The sequence below is a fragment of the Herbaspirillum camelliae genome (assembly GCF_001929405.1).
In the GTDB taxonomy this organism is placed as follows: domain Bacteria; phylum Pseudomonadota; class Gammaproteobacteria; order Burkholderiales; family Burkholderiaceae_D; genus Herbaspirillum; species Herbaspirillum seropedicae.
Genome location: NZ_KV880769.1, coordinates 1,516,394 through 1,537,022 on the forward strand (window position 1 = coordinate 1,516,394; position 20,629 = coordinate 1,537,022).

Genomic DNA, 20,629 nt, shown 5'->3' on the forward strand with positions numbered 1-20,629 from the left:
TTTAATCAAAGAGGTGTTTATGGGACGACCAGTGGGATGGATGTACAAGTTGACGGGGCGAGGGGCGATGCGATCACCAGGTGCGCCGTCGCATCGCCGGGACACCGAGCGGCGATTCTGGGAGCAAATCGCAACAGGTATTACGAGTGAGAAGGCTGCTGAGGCGGTCGGTGTGTCACCGGCAGTAGGGACGCGTTGGTTCCGTCACAATGGTGGTATGCCACTTTCTATGTTAAGCCCGTTATCCGGGAGATACTTGTCGTTTTCAGAGCGAGAAGAGATCGGACTTCTTTCGTGCCAAGGCATCGGAGTAAGAGCGATTGCTCGCCGTATTGGGCGCAGCGCGTCGACGGTTTCCCGGGAGCTGAAACGCAACGTTGCAACTCGTGCTGGTCGACTTGAGTATCGAGCGTCGGTGGCGCAGTGGAAGACTGAACTCGTCGCAAAGAGACCCAAGCCTTCGAAGCTAGTAACTAATCCACGGTTGCACGATTACGTCCAAGACCGTCTGGAGGGCAAGGTTCGCGGTGCTGATGGCCGTGACGTTTCTGGTCCTCGGCAAGCGCCGTTCATAGGCAGAAACAAGCCGCATCGCGGTGACCGTAAATGGGTCAATGGTTGGTCGCCTGAGCAGATTTCCAACCGGCTGCAAATCGACTTTCCGAATGACAAGTCCATGCGAATCTCTCACGAAGCCATTTACCAAGCACTTTATATCCAGGGTCGAGGAGCTCTTAAGCGAGAGCTAGTTAGCTGTCTGCGCACTGGTCGGGCGTTGCGCGTGCCGAGGGCTAGAGCACAAGCCAAAGTTTGGGCGCACGTTAGCGAGGATGTAATGATCACTAACCGTCCTGCAGAAGCCCAAGATCGTGCCGTACCAGGGCATTGGGAAGGGGATCTGATCATTGGCCTGAACCGGTCTGCAATCGGGACGCTGGTCGAGCGATCAAGCCGATTCACTATGCTCGTCCACCTACCGCGCGAGGAAGGCTACGGATTGATACCAAGGACGAAAAATGGTCCTGCGCTGGCTGGCTACGGAGCTGTTACGATGGCTAATGCGCTCAGAAATGCAGTGGCTGACATGCCTGCTCTTTTGTGGCAATCATTGACCTGGGATCGTGGCAAAGAACTATCTGATCACGCCCGCTTCACGGTCGAATCCGGGGTAAAGGTATTTTTTGCCGACCCGTACAGTCCATGGCAGCGTGGCACAAACGAAAATACGAACGGTCTTTTGCGACAATACTTCCCAAAGGGTACCGACTTGTCTCGGTGGAGCGTTCGCGAGATCCAGGCCGTTGCTAATACACTCAACTCCAGACCTCGAAAAACGCTTGGTTGGAAGACACCGGCCGAAGCACTGGACGAGTATCTAAAATCTGTTCAACAATCTGGTGTTGCGACGACCGGTTGAATCTACCATGCCAGCCCCAGTCGGAATGATGGCTGATGGCTTCGCCCACGAATACGCCCACGCCAAAGGACAGCGCGCCGACCACCACTTCATCGGCCACATGGCTGGGCGGGCGGTAGACATAGCCGGGGTAGACCGGCACCGGCGCGCCATAGACCACGGCCGGGTCGTAGCGCGGCACATAGACGGTATCGGGCTGGCTGGATTCGATGACGATGGTCTGGGGCGGCGGGGCGATCACTGGTGCGCCGGCGTAGACCGGTTGCGGTGTTTCGTAGCGGACCGTGCTGGTGCTGCGTTCGGTGGTAGAGACGCGCAGCTGCGGCGAACTCTTCAGGTGGCCGGCTTGCTGCGCCTTCAGGCGCAATGCCTGGATGGCGTTCATGACGTCGTTGGGATCGTTGACGAAGGCATCGCCCAGGGCGCGCGTCCAGTCCGGATTGGCGGCCATCTGCGAGAGCACCGCCGGGAACATCGTCAGTGACTTCACGCTGACGTCCCAGGGTTGCTTGTCTTCTGCGGCCTGGAGGATGTCGCCCTTGAGGGCGCTGTTCTGTCCCAGCCACTGGTTGGCGGCGACCACCTGGTCCGGATAGGTGGCCCCGGCCAATACCTGCGCCACCAGCTTGTCGGGGAACAGGGCGATGGGCGCGACCATCTGCGAAAGCTGCTCGGCGGTCGGCGGTGTGTAAGGCGGCGTGGCGGCAGCAGTGGGGGCGGTCGGCGCCCCGGCGGCTGTGGGCGGTGGCGCATCCTGCTTCTGGCAGGCCGAGAGCGCCAGCACCGCACCGAGCAGCGAGGCCGAGACGATGATGGCGGAAGATCTGTTTCTTGTTGTCATGATGAAGTCCTCGATCCAAGGCAAAGCCCGGAAATGAGCTTGCGATAAGCTGGCTAACGGCACGCGGCGATGCCCAGTTGACCTTGCAATTGTGATGGGATGTAACAGCGCCGCTGGCTGGGCGCTGCGGGGCATTGTTAGGATTCGAGCACCGCATTGGTGAAAGGTTCTGGATCGCGCCCATCCGAAACGGAAGATCGCGCCGTGCGGGAAACTGACAGAGTGCTGACTGCAAAGCCGCTCCAGAAGCGGGCTATCGGAAAATGCATGCTGTCAGCGATTTGCAAGGAAAGGAGAAAGGACGTGGGTCAAAATCTGCAATGGAAAAAGAAGAGGGAAAGAAAAAACTAAGTTTTTAAAAAGAAACAGCGGCATGATTTTCTACCCGGAATCGCACTGGAGTTGCCGTGATTCCGCTGGCCAGGTGTATGACATAAAATGATGCAATCTCCTCCTTTCATGAGTTCCATTCATCCTATGCTGGACCGCATCCACCTCTCCATCGTGCAGGAAGTCGAACGCCAGGGCTCGCTCACTGCGGCAGCCGGCGTGCTGCATGTTACGCAATCCGCGCTCAGCCACAGCATGAAGAAGCTGGAGCAGCAGCTGGGCACCGATATCTGGCTGCGCGAAGGACGCCATTTGCGCCTCACGCAAGCCGGCCAATACCTGCTGGCCGTGGCCAATCGCGTGCTGCCGCAACTGAGCCTGGCCGAGGAGCGCTTGCGCCAGTTCGCCCAGGGCGAGCGCGGCGCATTGCGCATCGGCATGGAATGTCACCCTTGTTACCAATGGCTGTTGAAGGTGGTCTCGCCCTATCTGGCGGCGTGGCCGGATGTGGATGTGGACGTGAAGCAGAAATTCCAGTTCGGCGGCATCGGTGCGCTGTTCGGCTACGAGATCGACCTGCTGGTCACACCCGATCCGCTGGACAAGCCGGGCCTGGTGTTCGAGCCGGTGTTCGATTATGAACAGGTGCTGGTGGTGGCAAGCGATCATCCGCTGGCCGGCGCCGATTACGTCAAGCCGAAGCAGTTGAGCAATGAGGTGCTGGTGACCTATCCGGTGCCGGTGGACCGGCTCGACATCTACACCCAGTTCCTGGCCCCGGCGGGCATCGTGCCGCGCCGTCACAAGACCATCGAGACCACCGACATCATGCTGCAGATGGTGGCCAGCGGGCGCGGTGTGGCCGCCCTGCCGCGCTGGCTGGTGCTGGAATATGCCGAGCAGATGGAGGTGGTGCCGGTGCGGCTGGGCAAGCAGGGCATTGCCAAGCACATCTACCTGGGTGCGCGCGAGAGCGATGTGGAGATCGATTACCTGCGCGCCTTTATCGACGAGGCGCGGCAGGCGCAGGCATGAGCGTCGGGCGGTTCGTCTTCCGTTTGGACTGCGTAGCAGCGCAGTAGCGTATCGAAGTCTGTCCTGAGCCTGTCGAAAGGGAGTGCCTGCGTACAAAGGCTAGAGAACCTTCGATACGGCCCTGGCGGGCCTACTCAGGCCGAACGGTAGTCAGGGTGCCGGAGCGGAACGCGCCCCGGTTTGTACTTAGTTCGTCTTTGTGACTTTGTTGAGATGCCGTGGCCGGTCCGCGTCCATCCCGCGTGCTGCCGACAATTGCGCCGCCATCACGTAGAAGGCCTGAATCGCCACGATGGGATCGAGGTCCGGCGTGGCCGCCACCGGCAAGGTGAGGTCGCGCTCCACCACATCCTCCGGCGCGGCCAGCAAGACCTTGGCGCCGCGCACCCGCATCTCGGCGGCCAGCGCCAGCATGCCCGCCTGCGACGGTCCGCGGATGGCGAACATGAGCAAGGGATAACCCTCTTCGATCAAGGCCATCGGTCCATGCTTGATTTCCGCGCCGCTGAAGGCCTCGGCCTGGATGGCGCAGGTTTCCTTGCACTTCAAGGCCGCTTCCAGCGCCAGCGGGAAACCGATGCCGCGTCCCACGACCATGAGCCGGTCGGCCGGCGTCAACGCCTGTACCGCTTCGGACCAGTCGCATGCGCTGGCGGCGCGCAAGGCGTCGGGCAACTGCGCCAGTGCGTTCAGCAGCGCGGCGTCATCCTGCCAGTGCGCCACCAGCAAGGCGCTGGCGACCAGGCTGGCAATGAAGCTCTTGGTGGCCGCTACGCTGGACTCCACCCCGGCATGCAATGGCAGGCTCCATTGCGCCGCGCTGGCCAGCGGCGAATCGGCCTGGTTGACCAGCGCCACCGTGGCTGCGCCCTGGGTGTGGAAGTAGCGGATCGGCTCCACCACGTCCGGGCTCTGTCCCGATTGCGAGATGGCGATGGCCAGTGCATCGCGCACTTGCAACGGTGCATGGTTCAGCGTGACCAGCGACATCGGCAGCGAGGCCACGATACGGCCCAGGCGCGCCATGATGAGATAGGCGCAATAGGCCGCCGCATGGTCCGAACTGCCGCGCGCCACCGTGACGATGTTGGCGGGCGGTGCGGCGCGCAGGCGCGCTCCCAGCGCGGCATAGCGATCCTGGTCGCGGGTCAGCTGCACGGCCACGTAATCGGCGGCGGAGCGGGCTTCCTTAAGCATCAGCGAGGTCAATCTCTTCTCCTTCCACATAGACAGCCTTGAGGGCGAACTGCCGATCCAGCACCACCACGTCGGCATGGCAGCCAGTGGCCAGCCGGCCCCGGTCGGCCAGGCCCAGGTAATCGGCGGCATAGGTCGAGGTGCGTAGCGATGCCTCGGCCACGTCCATGCCCAGCGAGATCAGGTTGCGCAGGGCCTGGTCCATGGTCAGGATGCTGCCGGCCAGGGTGCCGTCGTCCAGCCGCACGCCGCCGGCGCACTTGTGGACCACTTGCCGGCCCAGCGCATAGTCGCCATCGGGCATGCCGGCGGCCGCCGTCGAATCGGTCACGCAGAACAGGCGCGGGATGGCGCGCAGCGCCGCGCGGATCGCGCCGGGGTGGACGTGCAGCAGGTCGGGGATCAGCTCGGCATACTGGGCATGGGCCAATGCTGCGCCGACCATGCCGGGAGCGCGGTGATGAAAGCCGCTCATGGCGTTGAAGAGATGCGTGAAGCCCGAGGCCCCATGCGCCAGCGCCGCCACGCCGTCGTCATAGCTGCCGTCGGTGTGGCCGATCTGCACCTTCATGCCGCGATGGACCAGCTTGCAGACCAGCTTCAGGTGACCGTCCACTTCCGGGGCGATGGTGATGAGCCGGATCGGGGCCAGGCTGTTGAGGTGATCGACCTGATCGAGCGACGCCTCGATGGCGAAGTCGGGCTGGGCGCCCAGCTTGCCGGGGTTGATGTAGGGGCCTTCCAGATGCACGCCCAGCACCCGCGCATGGCCGGGCGGGCGCGTATCGGTGGCCGTGCGGATGGCCTTGAGGGCCACTTCGAGTTCTGCCAGCGGCGCCGTCATGGTGGTGGCCAGCAGGCTGGTGGTGCCGTGCCGCGCATGCAGGCGCGCCAGCACCTGGACCGCGTCGCCGCCTTCCATCACGTCGCGCCCGCCGCCGCCATGCACATGCAGGTCGATGAAGCCGGGCAGGATGTAGTCGCCCTCGTCGATCAGGCGCGGCTCGCGCCGCAGCGGCCTGCCGTCGATGGAGCGGATGCGCTGGTCGAACACCATGCTGCCATGGGTCCAGCCTTGCGGGGTCAGCACGTTGCCGTGCAGTTCGGTCAGTGCGTTCATGCCGGGGTTTCCTTTGCTTGCAGGGCGCGCTGCGCCAGCAGCAGGGCGCCATCGACCGCATCGGCCTGGGGCGGCACGATGCGCGCCTGCTGGTGTGGGTCCAGGTAGGCTTGCAGGGCCGCTGCCAGTCCACCGCACAGGGCCAGCGGCAGGCGCTGCGCGGGGTCGAGGGTGGCGATCATCAGGCTGATCTCGGCCGCCGCCGCTTGCAGGATGGCGCGCGCGGCTTCGTCGTTGGCGGCATGCGCCACCACGGGCCGGGCGGCGCGGGCAAAGGCGGCCTGGTCGGCCTGGGACAGCCAGTCCAGCAGTGTAGCGCGCTCGTCACGCTCGGGGGCGGCGGACAGTTCGGCGCGGCACAGCGCCAGCACCGCCTCGGCCAGCGGGCCGCGCGGGCTGCGGCCATCCAGCGCCAATTGGGTGTGATGCAGGGCGCGCAGGCCCATCCAGCCGCCGCTGCCATCGTCGCCGCTGGGAAAGCCCCAGCCATCGACCACGCGGCGGCTGCCGTCGATATCCAGGGCTAGGCCGATGGTGCCGGTGCCCACCGCCACGATTGCGCCGGGTGCGCCGCCATGTGCGCCCAGCAGCGTGGCCACGCCATCGTTGACGATCTCCAGCGCGCCGAAGGCCGGGGCCATGGTGCGGAAATCGGCGGACCATTGCGCCACGTTCTCGCCCGCGATGCCGATGCCCACGGCCAATGCCTGATCGGCGGGACGTTTGATCCCGGCGGCTGCAAACGTTTCTTCGATGGTCCGGCCGATCACGCGCCAGGCGTGCGCAGCGCCGTTACGCAGCGCCGAGCCGGGACCGCTGGCCTGCGCCAGCGTCCTGCCTTGCAGGCTGGCCAGCCGCACCAGGGTCTTGGTGCCGCCGCCATCCACGCCGACCAGATAGGCGATGCCGTCCATGATCAGGCCTGACCGTGGCGGCGCGCCGCCTGCAGGTTGCCGGGCGTGCGCCGGCGCAGCGCCTGGCCTTGCGCATCGAAGAGGTGGAAGGCGTGGCTGTGCACCGACAGGGCGATCGGCTGGCCGATATCGACATTGCGGTTGCCATCGCCGCGCACCACGATGTCGTGGCCGCCGTCCAGCGTCACGTAGAGGAAATTGGCCTCGCCCAGGTGTTCCACCAGATTGACCACGCCGTGCAGCGGCTGGCCATCGCCCAGGCCTTCGCGGATCTGTTCGGCGCGCAGGCCCAGCGTGACCGCAGCGCCGGGCGTCACGCCCAGCGGATCGACATCGGCCAGCAGGCGCAGGCCGCCGGCGATCTCGACCTGCACGCCGCTGTCATCGCAGCGGGTCACCACACCCTGGAAGAAATTCATCTTCGGCGAACCGATGAAGCCGGCCACGAACAGGTTCTGCGGCTGCTGGTACAGCTCCAGCGGCGTGCCGGCCTGCTGGATGCGGCCTTCGTGCATGACCACGATCTTGTCGCCCAGGGTCATGGCTTCGACCTGGTCGTGGGTGACGTAGACGATGGTGGCGGCCAGTTGCCGGTGCAGCTTGGCGATCTCCAGCCGGGTCTGCACGCGCAGCGCCGCATCCAGGTTGGAGAGTGGCTCGTCGAACAGGAACAGGCGCGGCTGGCGCACGATGGCGCGGCCAATGGCCACGCGCTGGCGTTGTCCGCCCGAGAGTTCGCGCGGCAGGCGCTGCAGCAGATGGTCGATCTTGAGGATGGACGCCGCATGGCGGATGCGCGCGTCGATGTCGCTCTTGCTGTTGCCGGCTACCTTGAGGCCAAAGGCCATGTTCTTGTACACGTTCATGTGCGGATACAGCGCATAGCTCTGGAACACCATGGCGATGCCGCGTTCGGCGGGCGGCAGATGATTGACCACCTCACCACCGATGGCCAGCTCGCCGCCGCTGATCTCTTCCAGTCCGCACAGCATGCGCAAGAGGGTGGACTTGCCGCAGCCGGAGGGGCCGACCAGCACGCAGAATTCGCCATCGCGGATATCGAGGTTGAGCCCGGCCAGCACATCGGCGCGGCCATCGTAGGTCTTGCGCAATTGCTTGATGTTGACGTGTGCCATGAAGTCTCCTTTGGATGCGGGGGATTATTTGACGGCGCCCGAGGTCAGGCCACGGATGAGCTGGCGCGAGAAGGCCATGTACAGCAGCAGCACCGGAATGACCGCCATCGACAAGGCAGCCAGCACCGAATTCCAGTCGGTGGCGTATTGCCCGATGAATTGCTGCACGCCCAGCGTGACGGTGCGGGTGTCTTCGCCGGGGGCGAGGATGAGCGGGAACCACAGGTCGTTCCAGGCCGGGATCATGGTGAACACGGCCACCGTGGCGATGGCCGGACGCAGCAGCGGCAGGATCACGCGGAAGAAGATGCTGAGCTCGCCCACGCCATCGCAGCGCGCCGCGTCCTTCAATTCACCGGGAATCTGGCGCATGAATTCGGAGAGGATCATCACCGCCAGCGGCAGCCCTTGTGCGGTATAGACCAGCACCAGCGCGGTGCGCGTATTGATGAGATCCAGCGCCACCACCAGTTGCAGGATGGAGACCGTGCCCAGCCGGATCGGGATCATGATGCCGATGGCGATGAAGAAATTGAGCGCGCGGTTGCCGAAGAAACGGTACTCGGTCAGCGCCCAGGCCGCCATGGCGCCGAACAGCAGGATCAGAAAAAGCGCCGTCAGCGTGACCGCCAGGCTGTTGCCGAAGTAGAGCAGGAAGTGCGTGCCCGCCAGCACCTTCTGGAAGCCGGCGAAGGTCAGCGTCTCGGCGGTGGGCAGGGCCATCGGGCCTTCGAAGATGGCGTTGCGGGTCTTGACCGAATTGATGAGGATGAGCGCAATCGGAAACAGCGCGATCACCGCATACAGGCACAGCACCGCATGCACCCAGAGATGGCCGGCCTGGCCGAAGCTGCGTTGGATCAGCGTAGGTTTGCGCATGATGGTGGCAGAAGTGGACGAAGTCGAAAGGGAAGAAGAAGCCAGCATGTCGTCCTCCCGCCGCTCACATGGCATAGCGCGTCAAGCGCCGCTGCACCAGGACGAAGTAGGCGCCCACGCCGCCCAGGATCACCAGGAACATGAGGGTCGCCACCGCCGCGCCCATGGTCGGGCTGCCGATCTGCGCCTGGTAGCCGAAGAAGGTGCGATAGAAATAGGTGCCCAGCAGGTCGGAGGCATAGTTGGGACCGGCCAGCGCGCCCTTGACCGAATAGATCAGGTCGAAGGCATTGAAGTTGGCCACGAAGGTGAGGATGGTCACCAGCCCCAGGGTCGGATAGATCAGCGGCAGCTTGATCTGCCAGAAGATGCGCAGGGCGCTGGCGCCCTCGGCATGGGCCGCCTCCAGCACTTCTTCGGGCACGGCCAGCAGGGCGGCGTAGATCAGCATCATGGGGATGCCCACGTATTGCCACACCGAGATCAGCGACAGCGTCAGCAGCGCCGTGGATTCCTGCCCCAGCCAGGGCGCGAACCAGTCGGCCAGGCCGACTGTGCCCAGCAGCTTCTCGCTCACGCCCCACAGCGGCGAGAGGATCAATTGCCAGATGAAGCCGATGATGACCACCGACAGCAGCGTGGGCAGGAAGATCAGCGTGCGGTAGGTGCGCGCGCCACGCAGGCCCTTGAGGCTGAAGAGAGTAGCCAGCAACAGGCCGATGGGATTCTGCAGGGCCATGTGGATGCAGAAGAACTTGACGTTGTTCCACATCGCATTCCAGAAGGCCGCCGACCAGTCGGGATCGAAGAGGATGGTGCGATAGTTGTCCAGGCCCACGAAGCTGCGCACGCCCGCATCATTGGCGGTATAGAATCCGAGGCGCAGGGTATCGAGCAGGGGCAGGGCGCTGAAGAGGGCGTAGATCAGCACGGCGGGGGCCAGCAGCACCGCCAGTTGCCAGGCGCGGATGGTTTTCATGGGTCTCCTGTTCCTGAAGGGGGAGCGCGGACATCTACTTCCGTTCGGACTGAGTAGGCCCGCGAGGGCCGTATCGAAGGCGCGCGGACGAAGCGCCCTTCGACGGGCTCAGGTCAGGCTTCGATACGCGGCGTTGCCGCTACTCAGCCCGAACGGGCGGGTATTGCCTACGTCAGTCAAGCAGCCTTACTGCTGCGGCTTGTACCACTTGGCAAAACCGCTCTGGATCTTGGCCGCCGCATCCTGCGGACTCATCTTGCCGTTCAACACCTGGGCATTGACGTTCCACATCTCGTTTTCCATGCTGGGCGTGCCACGGTTGAGGATCTGCGAATTGACGCGGATGGTGGAGGCGCAGTTCTTGCGCCAGCCCATCATCTGCTTGGCAATCGGGTCCTTCACCGAGATCAGGTGGTTCGACAGCGAGAAGAAACCGGTGACCTTGTTGGTATAGAGATCGGCAAACTCCTGCGAGCCCAGCCAGGCCAGGAACTTGTAGGCGTCTTCCTTGTTCTTGGACTTCTTGTTGATGCCCATGCCGATGTCGTTATGGTCGGAGATGTAGCAGGCGTCGCCATTCTTGGGCACCGGCGGCGGGAAGGCGGCAAAGTCCATCTTGCCGTTGAAGTAGGCGATATCCCAGGAGCCAGCCGGATAGACCGCGCCCTTGCCGAGGGCGAACATGTTCTGGCTGTCGCTGTAGGTCTGGGCCGAAGCGCCCTTGGGCAGGTACTTGCCGAGCTTGGCTTCATAGTCCCAGGCCGCCACGAATTGCGGATCGGTGAACTTGGCTTTGCCGGCGATGAGCGCCTTGCGGCCTTCCTCACCCTTCCAGTAGTTGGGGCCGATACTGGTGAAGAGCACCTGGTGCGACTCCCACTGTTCGGCCGTGCCCATCACCAGCGGCGCATACTTGCCGTTGGCCTTGACGGTGTCGAGCAGCTTGAAGAATTCCGCCTCGGTCTTGGGCGGCTCCAGGTTCAGTTCCTTGAAGATCTTGGTGTTGTAGAAGAAACCATGGATCACCGAGGCCATCGGCATACAGAAGGTGTCGCGGCCGTCATCGGTCTGCCAGGCGGCCTTGGCCGCAGGCGCGAAGAATTCCATGCCGGGCTTGCCATCCAGTTTTTCCAGATGGCCCTTGTTGTAGAGCGAGAGCGAGACGTCGAACGGGCGGCAGGCCACCAGGTCGCCCGCCGTGCCGCCAGCCATGCGTGCGGCCAGGCTGGAGTCGTATTCGGTGGGGGCGGTGGGCGAGAACTTGACGGTGATGCCCGGATTGCTGCGCTGGAAGGCCGGGATCAACACTTCCTGCCAGAGCGGCAGGTCATCCACGCGCCAGCTTTCGATGGTCAGCGTACCGGCCTGGCTGGGCGCGGCGGCCAGGGAGCCCAGGCTCAGGGCCAGGGCGCAGGCGGCCAGCAGGGGACGGCGCGGAAAGACGGGCAGGGCAGAGAAGAGGGAAAAACCACCAGCCTTTTGTTCGGTCTGCATCATGGGTCTCCTTGGTGTTATGGGGATCGTCGATGGTGGAGCGCGACGAAACGCCGTGACATTAGCAGCGCCGCCCATGTGATGCGAGCCTGGCCATGCGGGCCTGGCGTATTCCTGCAAGTTGTTGATTCAAAAGGAATAAAAGGGATCTGCTAGCGGCCCGGCCATTACATATCCTTACAGGCCCTGCAGCACCGGGAGGGCCGTTTTCCATCGTGACCGGGGAGCTTGTGGCGCAGTATGCGGGCTGGCCTGTGGATAAGATAAGCAGAGCCAGTCTTACATTTCTTAACAAGAGCTAAACCGGGTTCATCGTTTTAAAGATCCCCAAGGCAGGTCGGCCAGCTCTGCCGTGCCAGCTGCAAATTGCGCATTGGCAGGCACCCGGCTATAGTCTGTTCCGGTTTGGAGACAGGCACCCCCATGATAAAAACGAAACGGCCCGCGAATGCACGCACCGGCCCGGCCCGCTGCGGGCTGGCGGCGGTCTGCCTGTTCGCGCTGACGCTGTGGCTGGGCGGGCCGCCGGCGCAGGCGCAGGCGCAGGCGCCGTCCTCGTCTTCCTCACCGGCGACCACTACGGGTTCCCTGCAGGTGCTGCACTGGTGGACCTCGGCCAGCGAACGGCAGGCCATCAACGTGGTGGTCAATCAACTGGCCAGACAGGACATCCAGTGGCGCGACGTGGCCATCCCCGGCGGCGCCGGCATGGGCGCGGCCAAGGTCTTGAAGAGCATGGTGCTGGCCAACCGCGCGCCGGAAGTGACGCAGCTGAATGGCGTGGTCTTCGGCGAATGGGCCGACCTGGGCCTGCTGCTGGAGCTGGACAATGTAGCCGTGCAGGGCAACTGGGAAAAGCAGATGTTCCCCACGGTCTGGTCGCTGCTCAACAATCATGGTCACGTCGTGGCCGCCCCGCTGGGCATCCACCGCATCAATTCGCTGTACTACAACGTCGCCGTCTTCAAGCGTTACAACCTCAGCCCGCCCAAGACCTGGGACGAGTTCGACCAGATCGTCAAGAAGCTGCAAGGCAGCGGCGTGGTCCCGCTGGCGCAGAGCGCCGAGGCCTGGCAACTGGCGACCCTGTTCGAGAACCTGGCGCTGGCCGAGAGCGGCCCGGCGTATTACCGCAAGCTGTTCGTGGAGATGAGCCCGGCCGCCTATCTGGATGCGCGCATGCTGCACATCCTCAAGCGCCTGCGCGCTCTGGCGGGGGCGATGGCCCAGCCGGTGCGCGAGCGCCCCTGGACCGAAGTGGCGCGCAGCATGGTCAGCGGCGAGGCGGCCATGCTCATCATGGGCGACTGGGCCAAGGGCGAACTCAATGCCTGGGGCATGGAAGTGGACCAGCAGTTCGGCTGCGCCCCTGCGCCTGGCACCGGCGAGTACCACCTCTACAGTACCGACACCCTGGCCATGTTCGCCGGCAACTACGCGCACCAGCCGATGCAGGAAACGCTGGCGCGGCTGACCATGTCGCCGGCCGTGCAGTCCGAATACAATAAGATCAAGGGTTCGATTCCCGTGCTGCGCGCGGCCGATCCGCACATGGACCGCTGCGCGCGCGATTCCTGGCGCACCTTCAGCAAGGGGCCGATGTGGCAGGCGCCCAGCCTGGTGCACCGCATGGCCACCGACGACACCACCAAGGACGCCATCGTGGCCGAGGTGCAGCGCTTCTTCATGGACCGCAGCATCAGCGAGGAACAGACGCAGAAACGGCTTGCCACGATTGCGCGTACCCTGTCGCGCAATCGCAGTGATTAAGAAATACGGAGATGGAGCAGCAACATGACGCGCAAGATATTGATCGTCGATGACGACCAGAAGACCCGCACCCTTCTCAAGGCCTATCTGGAAAAGAACCAGTACGAGGTGCGGCTGGCGCACGACGGCGCCACCTTCCTCGCCGAATTCCAGCGCCTGGCCGATGAGCTCTCGCTGGTGATTCTGGATGTGATGCTGCCCGACACGGACGGCTTCGCGCTGTGCAAGGCGGTGCGGCGCAAATCCAATGTGCCGGTCATCATGCTCACCGCCAGCTCGGACGAGACCGACCGCGTGGTCGGCCTGGAGCTGGGCGCCGATGACTACATCGCCAAGCCCTACAGCCCGCGCGAGCTGCTGGCGCGCATCAAGGCCATCCACCGCCGCATCGGCATCGACAGCAGCGCCGCGCCGCGCTACTACCGCTTTGCCGGCTTCTCGCTCGATACGGTGGAACGCACCCTGGTGGACAGCCAGGGCGACATCGTGCCGCTGACTGGCATGGACTACCAGCTGCTGAAGTATTTCGTCGAGCATCCCGGCGACGTGCTGGACCGCAATGTGCTGTGCGAAGAAACCCGTGGGCGCGATGCCGGCCCGCTGGACCGCTCGCTGGATGTGCAGATCAGCAAGCTGCGCCTGCGCTTGAATGACGGCGGACGGCAACCACACCTGATCAAGACCGTGCGTGGCGCCGGCTATGTCTTCTCGGCTGACGTCAGTGCCGCAGCCGCCTGAGGCCGTCGTCCCGCCAGCCGCCCCCAGCCCGCGCGGGCGGCTGGCGGCCTTGCTGGACTGGCTGCTGCCGGATTCCCTGCTGGGCCGTCTGTCGGTGGTGATGATCTTCGGGGTGCTGGTCACGCAGGTGGCCGGCGGCCTGATCTGGGCCGTGCAACTGCGCAGCAAGTCCGAGGTCGAGACCCGCACTGCCGCGCAGCACCTGGCCCATAGCGCCGCCTCGGCCATCCGCTACTTCATGACGCTGCCGCCCAACTATCGCCCGCTGATGATCCAGCAGCTGCGCGAAATGGGGGGTACACGCTTCTTCATCAACGCCAACAGCAGCGCTGTGGCGGTCAAGTCGATCGGCGACAGTCGCCTGGCCAAGCTGGCCATCGACGTGGCTGCACAGACCCTGCGCGAAGACCTGCCCTTCCTGCCGGAAGCGCGGCTGGCCTTCGCGTGGCCGGACGGCTTGCCGGTGGCCAGCGATGGCCTCACCGTCAACGATCTGCCCGACAACTGGGTGCAGCACATCCTGATGACCAAGCCCAACTCGGCGCCGGTGCTGGTGATCCAGATGCAGGTCGAGAGTGGACGCTGGATCTACCTGGCCGCGCTGATGCCCAATCCCTACTTCCTGGACAGCGACAATCCGCTGTGGCTGGACCGGCTGGTGCTGCAGGGTTTGTCGCTGGCGGCGATCCTTTTGCTGACCATCCTCGTGGTGCGCTGGACCACCCGTCCGCTGGCCGCGCTGGCCGATGCCGCCGAAGCCTTCGGCAAGGGCGAGACCGTGCCCAGCCTGCCCGAGACCGGCAGCCGCGAATACGTCAAGACCGCGCGTGCTTTCTCCGGCATGCGCGAGCGCATCAAGCGCTACCTGGAAGACCGCGAGCGTCTCTTCGTCTCCATCTCGCACGACCTGCGCACGCCCATCACGCGCCTGAAGCTGCGCACCGAGCTGATGGATGACGACGCCATGCGCACCGATTTCCATGACGATCTCGATGAGCTGGACATGATGGTCAAGGGTGCGCTGCAATCGGTCAAGGACAGTGACATCCACGAGAACCGCACCGAAGTGCGCCTCGATGCGCTGGTGCTGCGCATGATCCGTGACGCCCGCCTGGCCGGTCACGAGATCGCCTTCACGCCTTCGGGCATCAATGTCATCGCCAAGCCGCTGGCCCTGAAGCGCGCCATCGGCAACCTGTTCGACAATGCCCTGTATTACGGCCAGAAGGTCGAGATCAGCATCCGCCCCTCGCCCGGCGCCGAGGGCGACCTGGTGGAAATCGAGATCCGCGACCACGGCCCCGGCGTGCCGGAAGACGCCATGGGCACGCTCTTCCAGCCCTATGTGCGGCTGGAGCATGGACGCGCCCAGAACAGCGGCGGCATGGGGCTGGGCCTGGGTATCTCGCGCAACATCGTGCAGGCGCACGGCGGCGAGTTGTTGTTGCGCAATCATCCGGAAGGCGGCCTGATGGCCACCATCATCCTGCCGGCGCGCTGAAAAGATCCGTGGGAACGGGCAAGAAGAGGGCGCTGTCAGACTGAGCAAATCCCGCAGGATCGGGCGTTGAACGCATTACCGCCAGAAGCGTAGACTTCTGCAGACCACACAGGAAGTGGCAGTCCCCCTCGATTCTTTCCGCAGAACATTTCTCCAAGGAGACCCATGAGCTATATCGCCGAACCCTCCCGCTACGATGGCCGCATGCCCTATCGCCGCACTGGCCGCAGCGGCCTCTTGCTGCCCGCCATTTCGCTGGGCCTGTGGCAGAACTTCGGTGGCGTCGACAACTTCGAGACTGGCCGCGCCGTGCTGCGCCGCGCCTTCGACCGTGGCGTCACCCACTTCGACCTGGCCAACAACTATGGTCCGCCGGCCGGCTCGGCCGAGGAAAACTTCGGCCGCTGGATGGCCAAGGATTTCCTGCCCTACCGTGACGAGCTGGTCATCTCCAGCAAGGCCGGCTGGCAGATGTGGCCCGGCCCCTATGGCGGCCCCAGCGGCGCGCGCAAGCACTTGATCGCCAGTTGCGAACAGAGCTTGAAGCGCATGGGCCTGGACTATGTGGACATCTTCTATTCGCACCGCGTCGATGCCGACACGCCGCTGGAAGAAACCATGGGCGCGCTGGCACATCTGCATCGGCAGGGCAAGGCGCTCTACGTGGGCATCTCGTCCTATTCGCCCGAGCTGACCCGCAAGGCCGCCGCCATCCTCAAGAGCGAGGGTGTGCCGCTGTTGATCCACCAGCCCAACTATTCCATGCTCAATCGCGCCATCGAAGGCGGCCTGCTGCCGGCGCTGGAAGAACTGGGCGTGGGTTGCATCGGCTTCTCGCCGCTGGCGCAGGGTCTGTTGACCAGCAAGTACCTGGGCGGCGTGCCGGAAGGCGCACGCGTGACGCGCGCCCCCTCGCTGCCGCAGCGCATGCTCTCGGAGGACAACCTGGCGCGCATCCGTGCGCTCAACGAGATCGCCAGCAAGCGCGGCCAGACGCTGGCCCAGATGGCCATTGCCTGGGTGCTGCGTGATGCCCGCGTGACCTCGGCGCTGATCGGCGCACGCACGGTCGAGCAGCTCGATGATTCGCTGGATGCGGTCAACAAGCTCGATTTCACCCAGGAAGAACTGGCCAGCATCGAAAAGCACGCCACCGATGGCGATGTCGATCTGTGGAAGGTGTCGTCGTCGATCACCTGAAGCTGACCGGCAAGTGCATCGACCAAGAGCCTGTCCCGTTTGTGCGGGACAGGCTTTTTTTCATGAACGCTCGCCGGGCTCGGCGTCTTCTGCGCGCTCCGGGCGCGACCACATCCAGGCCGCCCCCAGCGCCATGCCCAGCGTGGCCAGCACGATCACCCAGTGGCGCTTGACGGTAAAGAGCATGATGACCAGGCACAGGCTCATCATCAATGACGCGCTGATCTTGGCGCGCCGCGCCACCACCCGGCCGTGGCGCCAGTTGTGGATCATCGGGCCGAACAGGCGATGCTGTTCCAGCCAGCGCTGCAGGCGCGGCGATCCCTTGCCAGCGGCCCAGGCGGAGAGCAGCACGAATTCGGTGGTGGGAATGCCAGGAATGAAGATCGCCACGATGCCCACGCCCAGGCTGGCATAGGCCAGCAGCAGCCATAGCCAGCGCGTGCGCGCCGGGGCCAGGGTGCTGGGCGCGGAGCTTGCGCGCTGCTCGGGAGCTTCCATGGTGGGATCAGCCCAATGCGAAGTGGCGGCGCAGCAGCGCACCGAAGCGTTCGAAGGCGGCGCGAGCGCCGGCCAGCACGGCCTCCTGCACCTGCGGCGAGCCCCCGGCCTGGTCGAGGAAACCGACAAAGCGACGCCACACCACCGCGCGGCCTTCTGCATAGGCCGCCAGGTTGCGTGCGCCGAATTGCTCATCCAGGCCCAGGCGCTCCTGTACCTGCTTGAGCAGAAAGGCCGCGCCCAGGGTCGAGCCTTCGGAGACATACAGCCAGCCCAGCGCCTCGGGCATGCGCACCGTGGCTGTGGCGATGTCGATCTGGCCGGCCACGGCGCCCAGGTCGGCCAGGTCGGCCAGCGCGTCGGCTTCGCGACCGCGCACCTGCAGGTCGGGGACGGCGGCCTGCAGGGCAGGGTCGTCGAAGAGATGTTCGACATCGCGCTGGAAGTGGTATTGCGCGGCCACGAATTGTGCATAGCGCGCGCGGTCGGCGAAGGGCTGGGCCTGTTCCATCAGTGCATGCATCTGTTCGTGCAGCGCGGCGGTGTCGGCCTTGAGGCGGGCCGACAGGGAAGGGGCGGGTGTGGCGACTGGTTTCATCGGTGGTCCTGGGCGGGTCATCAGACAGGCGTCAGCGGCCACGAAGGCGCAATGACGTGGCGGCTGGCGGACCCGGCCTGCAAGCAGGACGGAGGTGGCTGACTGCAGCGGGCATTTTAACGCAAACGGCCTGGCCCGCTTGCGCGAGGCCAGGCCGCTGGCGTGATGCGGGGATGCCGGGATGCTCGTACGTCTTACATCTTGAAGCCGCCCACCAGCACCGACAGCCGGTGCGCTTCATCCTGCAGCGAGCGCGCTGCGGCGGCGGCCTGTTCCACCAGCGCCGCGTTCTGCTGCGTGCCTTCGTCGATGTGGGTGATGGCCAGGTTCACTTCCTGGATGCCGCCGTTCTGCTCGGCGCTGGCGTGGGCGATCTCGCTGACGATCACGCTGACGTCGCGGATGCTGGCCACGATCTGTTCCATGGTCTGGCCCGCCTGGGTCACCAGCACGCCGCCATCGGCCACCTTGGAGACCGAGCTGTCGATGAGCACCTTGATTTCCTTGGCCGCCTGGGCGCTGCGCTGGGCCAGCGAGCGCACTTCCGAGGCCACCACCGCAAATCCACGACCCTGCTCGCCGGCACGGGCCGCTTCCACGGCCGCGTTCAGGGCCAGGATGTTGGTCTGGAAGGCGATGCCGTCGATGACCGTGATGATGTCGGCGATCTGGCGCGAGGAGGCATTGATGGCTTCCATGGTCGAGACCACGTTGCCGACCACTTCACCGCCCTGGGCGGCGATCTTGGAGGCATTGCCGGCCAGCTCGTTGGCGCGCCGGGCGTTTTCGGAGTTCTGCTGCACGGTCGAGGTCAGCTCTTCCATGGCCGAGGCGGTTTCTTCCAGCGCACCGGCCTGTTGCTCGGTGCGCGCCGAGAGATCCTGGTTGCCGGTGGCGATCTCGGTGGAGGAGATCTTGACGGTGTCGCTGCTGCGGCGCACGTCCTGCAGGATGCCGGTGATCTGGTTGACGAAGGTGTTGAAGGAGCGCGAGATCTGCGTGACTTCATCGCTGCCGTCTTCGGTCAGGCGCAGCGTCAGGTCGCCATTGCCGGAAGACAGGTTGTCCATGGCGCGGCGCACGCGCGAGAGGCGCTGGAACACGGCGGTGGTGATCAGGCTCATGATGCCGGCCGCCACCAGGGCCACCAGCACCAGGGCGATGAGCGCCGAGCGCGAGGCATTGCGCAGGCCGGCGGTGACGTCGGCCTTGTCCATGGCCAGCATCAGGGTCCATTCGGTGCCCTTGATGGGCACGCCCTTGACCAGCTTGGCCGCGCCTTCGAGCATCACTTCGCTGGCCTTGTCATCCGCGCCCAGGGCGTTGAGTCGCTCGGGGGTGAGTTCGGCATTCCATTCCTTGGCCGGCTTGTTGACCCACTGGCCATCGGGGTGGGCCAGCATCAGGCCGTCGCGGTCCACCAGGAAGGCGAAGCTGGCCGGGGTCGGGTGGATCGAGCGCACCACATCGGAGACGCCATCCAGGAACATGGCCGCCGCCACCACGCCGGCGCGCTGGCCGTTCTGCATCACCGGTGCGGTGAAGGACACCATCGGCTTCTTGGTCGCAACGTCGGTGTAGGGCTTGGTCAGCACCGGCTTGCCCGCCGCCACGGCCTGCTTGTACCAGGGACGGGCGGTCGGATCATAGCCCGCCGGCAGGCCTTCGGCAGCCGAGGTGAAGGCGGTCTTGTCTTCCTTGCCCAGGGTGGTGACGTAGAAGCCGCCGCTCTTTTGCAGCGTCTTGATGACAAACACCGGATCGGCGTTCAACACCCCATCGGCGGCGGCCACCGTCATGGCGGTGCGGGCGGCGACCCATTCATTGATGGTGGAGCCGAAGCCGCTGGCCACCGACTCCGCGTTGCGTTCGATGGCGCGATCGTTATCGAGCTTGATGATGAAGAACGAGACCGTTCCGACCACGGCCAGGCTGGCGATGAGCAGGGTGATCGTATAGAACAGGATGCGTGCTTTGATGGAGTTGAACATGTGGAGTCCCTGATGACTTTGTTGTTGTGCTGCGCCGGCTGATTGTTGTGTTGGCGTGATGGGGCCGGTGCATGAGTGTGGCCCTGGCGCGCAAGGCCGAAATGGTCGAATACAGCGGGATTTCACCGTCTAATAAAGGCTTGCCGGGGCCGGCGCGGACGCACTGCGCCGCCCGCAAAGCCTTGTGTGGCGCGGGGTCGCGGCACGATGCGTGCCGTTTCGGTCATCTATCTGTAACAGCCTGATATCGTTTCCACTTCAGGACAGCAGTTCGCGCAGCAGATCCTTGCGCGGACCGGCCTTGGGCTCGAAGGCCAGGGCCTGTTCCACATGCAGCAGGTGGTGTTCCATCAGTTCGATGGCGCGCTCGGTGTCGCCGGCGCGGGCGGCGGCGATGAAGGCGCGGTGTTCTTCGCTGGAACAGGCGGCGTCGCGGGTGGATTGGTACAGCATGGTGATGAGGGCGCTGCGGCCGGCCAGCTTTTCGAGGATGTCGGTGAGCACGTCGTTGCCCACGATGCGCGCCAAGAGGATATGGAAGTCGCTCAGGAGGGTGGAGCGCACCTGCATGTTGTCATCCGAGACAGCCTGGCGTTCCAGCTCGAGGTGGGCTTCCAGCCGGGCATAGTCCTCCGGCGTGGCGCGTGCGACGAACTCGCGCACCATGGCCGACTCCAGCGTGCGCCGCACGAAGAAGATGTTGCGCGTTTCTTCCACCGTGGGCTTGCTGACGAAGGCGCCCTTGTCGGGGATCAGGTCCACCAGCTTGTCCTTGGCCAGCATGACCAGAGCGGCGCGGATCTTGGTGCGGCTGACCTGGTAGACCCGCGCCAGCGCTTCCTCTGGCAGCTTGGCGCCGGGCGGCAGGCGTTGCGCCGCGATATTGGCGGCGATGTCGCTGGCGATGGCGTCGGAACTGTCGGGAGCGGGCGCGGAATCAGTCATGGCTGGCAGGGGTGGGTGGATAGGGCGGGCACGCGGGGGCGGC

The 20,629-nt window shown here is 64.7% G+C and carries 17 protein-coding genes and 1 pseudogene; 6 read left to right on the plus strand and 12 right to left on the minus strand.

Features of this window, described 5'->3' with window-relative positions; genetic code table 11:
* The first annotated feature begins 40 nt into the window (after nucleotides 1-40).
* Nucleotides 41-1,417, plus strand: a complete 1,377-nt coding sequence (locus BGK68_RS06810; RefSeq protein ID WP_083657723.1) for an IS30 family transposase — start codon at nucleotides 41-43, stop codon at nucleotides 1,415-1,417.
* A gap of 7 nt (nucleotides 1,418-1,424) precedes the next feature.
* Here BGK68_RS06810 and BGK68_RS06815 read toward each other — a convergent pair.
* Nucleotides 1,425-2,258: pseudogene (locus BGK68_RS06815) on the minus strand (DUF3300 domain-containing protein); the annotation flags it as partial.
* A gap of 477 nt (nucleotides 2,259-2,735) precedes the next feature.
* Here BGK68_RS06815 and BGK68_RS06820 point away from each other — a divergent pair.
* Complete coding sequence (locus BGK68_RS06820; RefSeq protein WP_075256455.1) at nucleotides 2,736-3,623, plus strand: LysR family transcriptional regulator; 888 nt, start codon at nucleotides 2,736-2,738, stop codon at nucleotides 3,621-3,623.
* A gap of 186 nt (nucleotides 3,624-3,809) precedes the next feature.
* Here BGK68_RS06820 and BGK68_RS06825 read toward each other — a convergent pair whose 3' ends face one another.
* The 7 genes from BGK68_RS06825 to BGK68_RS06855 all read right to left on the minus strand — a co-directional run bounded on the left by BGK68_RS06825 (nucleotide 3,810) and on the right by BGK68_RS06855 (nucleotide 11,345).
* A complete protein-coding gene (locus tag BGK68_RS06825) occupies nucleotides 3,810-4,820 on the minus strand; it encodes an SIS domain-containing protein (protein WP_198937278.1) in 1,011 nt (336 codons plus the stop codon).
* Entirely contained in the window at nucleotides 4,813-5,940 is a 1,128-nt protein-coding gene (gene nagA, locus BGK68_RS06830) for an N-acetylglucosamine-6-phosphate deacetylase (protein WP_075256456.1), read from the minus strand. The genes BGK68_RS06825 and nagA overlap by 8 nt, the downstream gene beginning before the upstream one ends.
* On the minus strand, nucleotides 5,937-6,854 hold the full coding sequence (locus tag BGK68_RS06835) for a BadF/BadG/BcrA/BcrD ATPase family protein (protein ID WP_075256457.1): 918 nt from the start codon (nucleotides 6,852-6,854) through the stop codon (nucleotides 5,937-5,939). The genes nagA and BGK68_RS06835 overlap by 4 nt, the downstream gene beginning before the upstream one ends.
* Nucleotides 6,855-6,856: 2 nt before the next feature.
* Entirely contained in the window at nucleotides 6,857-7,990 is a 1,134-nt protein-coding gene (locus BGK68_RS06840) for an ABC transporter ATP-binding protein (RefSeq protein ID WP_075256458.1), read from the minus strand.
* 24 nt (nucleotides 7,991-8,014) lie between these two features.
* Nucleotides 8,015-8,917, minus strand: a complete 903-nt coding sequence (locus tag BGK68_RS06845) for a carbohydrate ABC transporter permease (RefSeq protein ID WP_083657742.1) — start codon at nucleotides 8,915-8,917, stop codon at nucleotides 8,015-8,017.
* A 16-nt stretch (nucleotides 8,918-8,933) separates the two neighbouring features.
* A complete protein-coding gene (locus BGK68_RS06850; protein WP_075256460.1) occupies nucleotides 8,934-9,848 on the minus strand; it encodes a carbohydrate ABC transporter permease in 915 nt (304 codons plus the stop codon).
* A gap of 186 nt (nucleotides 9,849-10,034) precedes the next feature.
* Nucleotides 10,035-11,345 carry an ABC transporter substrate-binding protein gene (locus BGK68_RS06855; RefSeq protein ID WP_233149246.1) on the minus strand — a complete coding sequence of 437 codons (1,311 nt, stop codon included), beginning with the start codon at nucleotides 11,343-11,345 and terminating at the stop codon, nucleotides 10,035-10,037.
* Between the two features lie 420 nt (nucleotides 11,346-11,765).
* Here BGK68_RS06855 and BGK68_RS06860 point away from each other — a divergent pair, with 420 nt between their 5' ends.
* The 4 genes from BGK68_RS06860 to mgrA all read left to right on the plus strand — a co-directional run bounded on the left by BGK68_RS06860 (nucleotide 11,766) and on the right by mgrA (nucleotide 16,551).
* Entirely contained in the window at nucleotides 11,766-13,112 is a 1,347-nt protein-coding gene (locus BGK68_RS06860) for an ABC transporter substrate-binding protein (RefSeq protein ID WP_075256461.1), read from the plus strand.
* Nucleotides 13,113-13,136: 24 nt separating this feature from the next.
* A complete protein-coding gene (locus BGK68_RS06865) occupies nucleotides 13,137-13,850 on the plus strand; it encodes a response regulator (protein WP_013236467.1) in 714 nt (237 codons plus the stop codon).
* Entirely contained in the window at nucleotides 13,813-15,351 is a 1,539-nt protein-coding gene (locus tag BGK68_RS06870) for an ATP-binding protein (protein ID WP_233149247.1), read from the plus strand. Before BGK68_RS06865 ends, BGK68_RS06870 begins: the two co-directional genes overlap by 38 nt.
* Nucleotides 15,352-15,516: 165 nt before the next feature.
* Nucleotides 15,517-16,551, plus strand: coding sequence for an L-glyceraldehyde 3-phosphate reductase (gene mgrA, locus BGK68_RS06875; protein WP_075256463.1), 1,035 nt, complete (start codon nucleotides 15,517-15,519; stop codon nucleotides 16,549-16,551).
* Between the two features lie 60 nt (nucleotides 16,552-16,611).
* Here mgrA and BGK68_RS06880 read toward each other — a convergent pair whose 3' ends face one another.
* The 4 genes from BGK68_RS06880 to BGK68_RS06895 all read right to left on the minus strand — a co-directional run bounded on the left by BGK68_RS06880 (nucleotide 16,612) and on the right by BGK68_RS06895 (nucleotide 20,586).
* Complete coding sequence (locus BGK68_RS06880) at nucleotides 16,612-17,052, minus strand: YbaN family protein (protein ID WP_013236464.1); 441 nt, start codon at nucleotides 17,050-17,052, stop codon at nucleotides 16,612-16,614.
* A gap of 7 nt (nucleotides 17,053-17,059) precedes the next feature.
* Complete coding sequence (locus BGK68_RS06885) at nucleotides 17,060-17,650, minus strand: biliverdin-producing heme oxygenase (protein WP_075256464.1); 591 nt, start codon at nucleotides 17,648-17,650, stop codon at nucleotides 17,060-17,062.
* A 194-nt stretch (nucleotides 17,651-17,844) separates the two neighbouring features.
* A complete protein-coding gene (locus BGK68_RS06890; protein ID WP_075256465.1) occupies nucleotides 17,845-19,641 on the minus strand; it encodes a methyl-accepting chemotaxis protein in 1,797 nt (598 codons plus the stop codon).
* A gap of 258 nt (nucleotides 19,642-19,899) precedes the next feature.
* Nucleotides 19,900-20,586 carry a GntR family transcriptional regulator gene (locus BGK68_RS06895; RefSeq protein WP_069375233.1) on the minus strand — a complete coding sequence of 229 codons (687 nt, stop codon included), beginning with the start codon at nucleotides 20,584-20,586 and terminating at the stop codon, nucleotides 19,900-19,902.
* Between the last annotated feature and the right edge of the window lie 43 nt (nucleotides 20,587-20,629).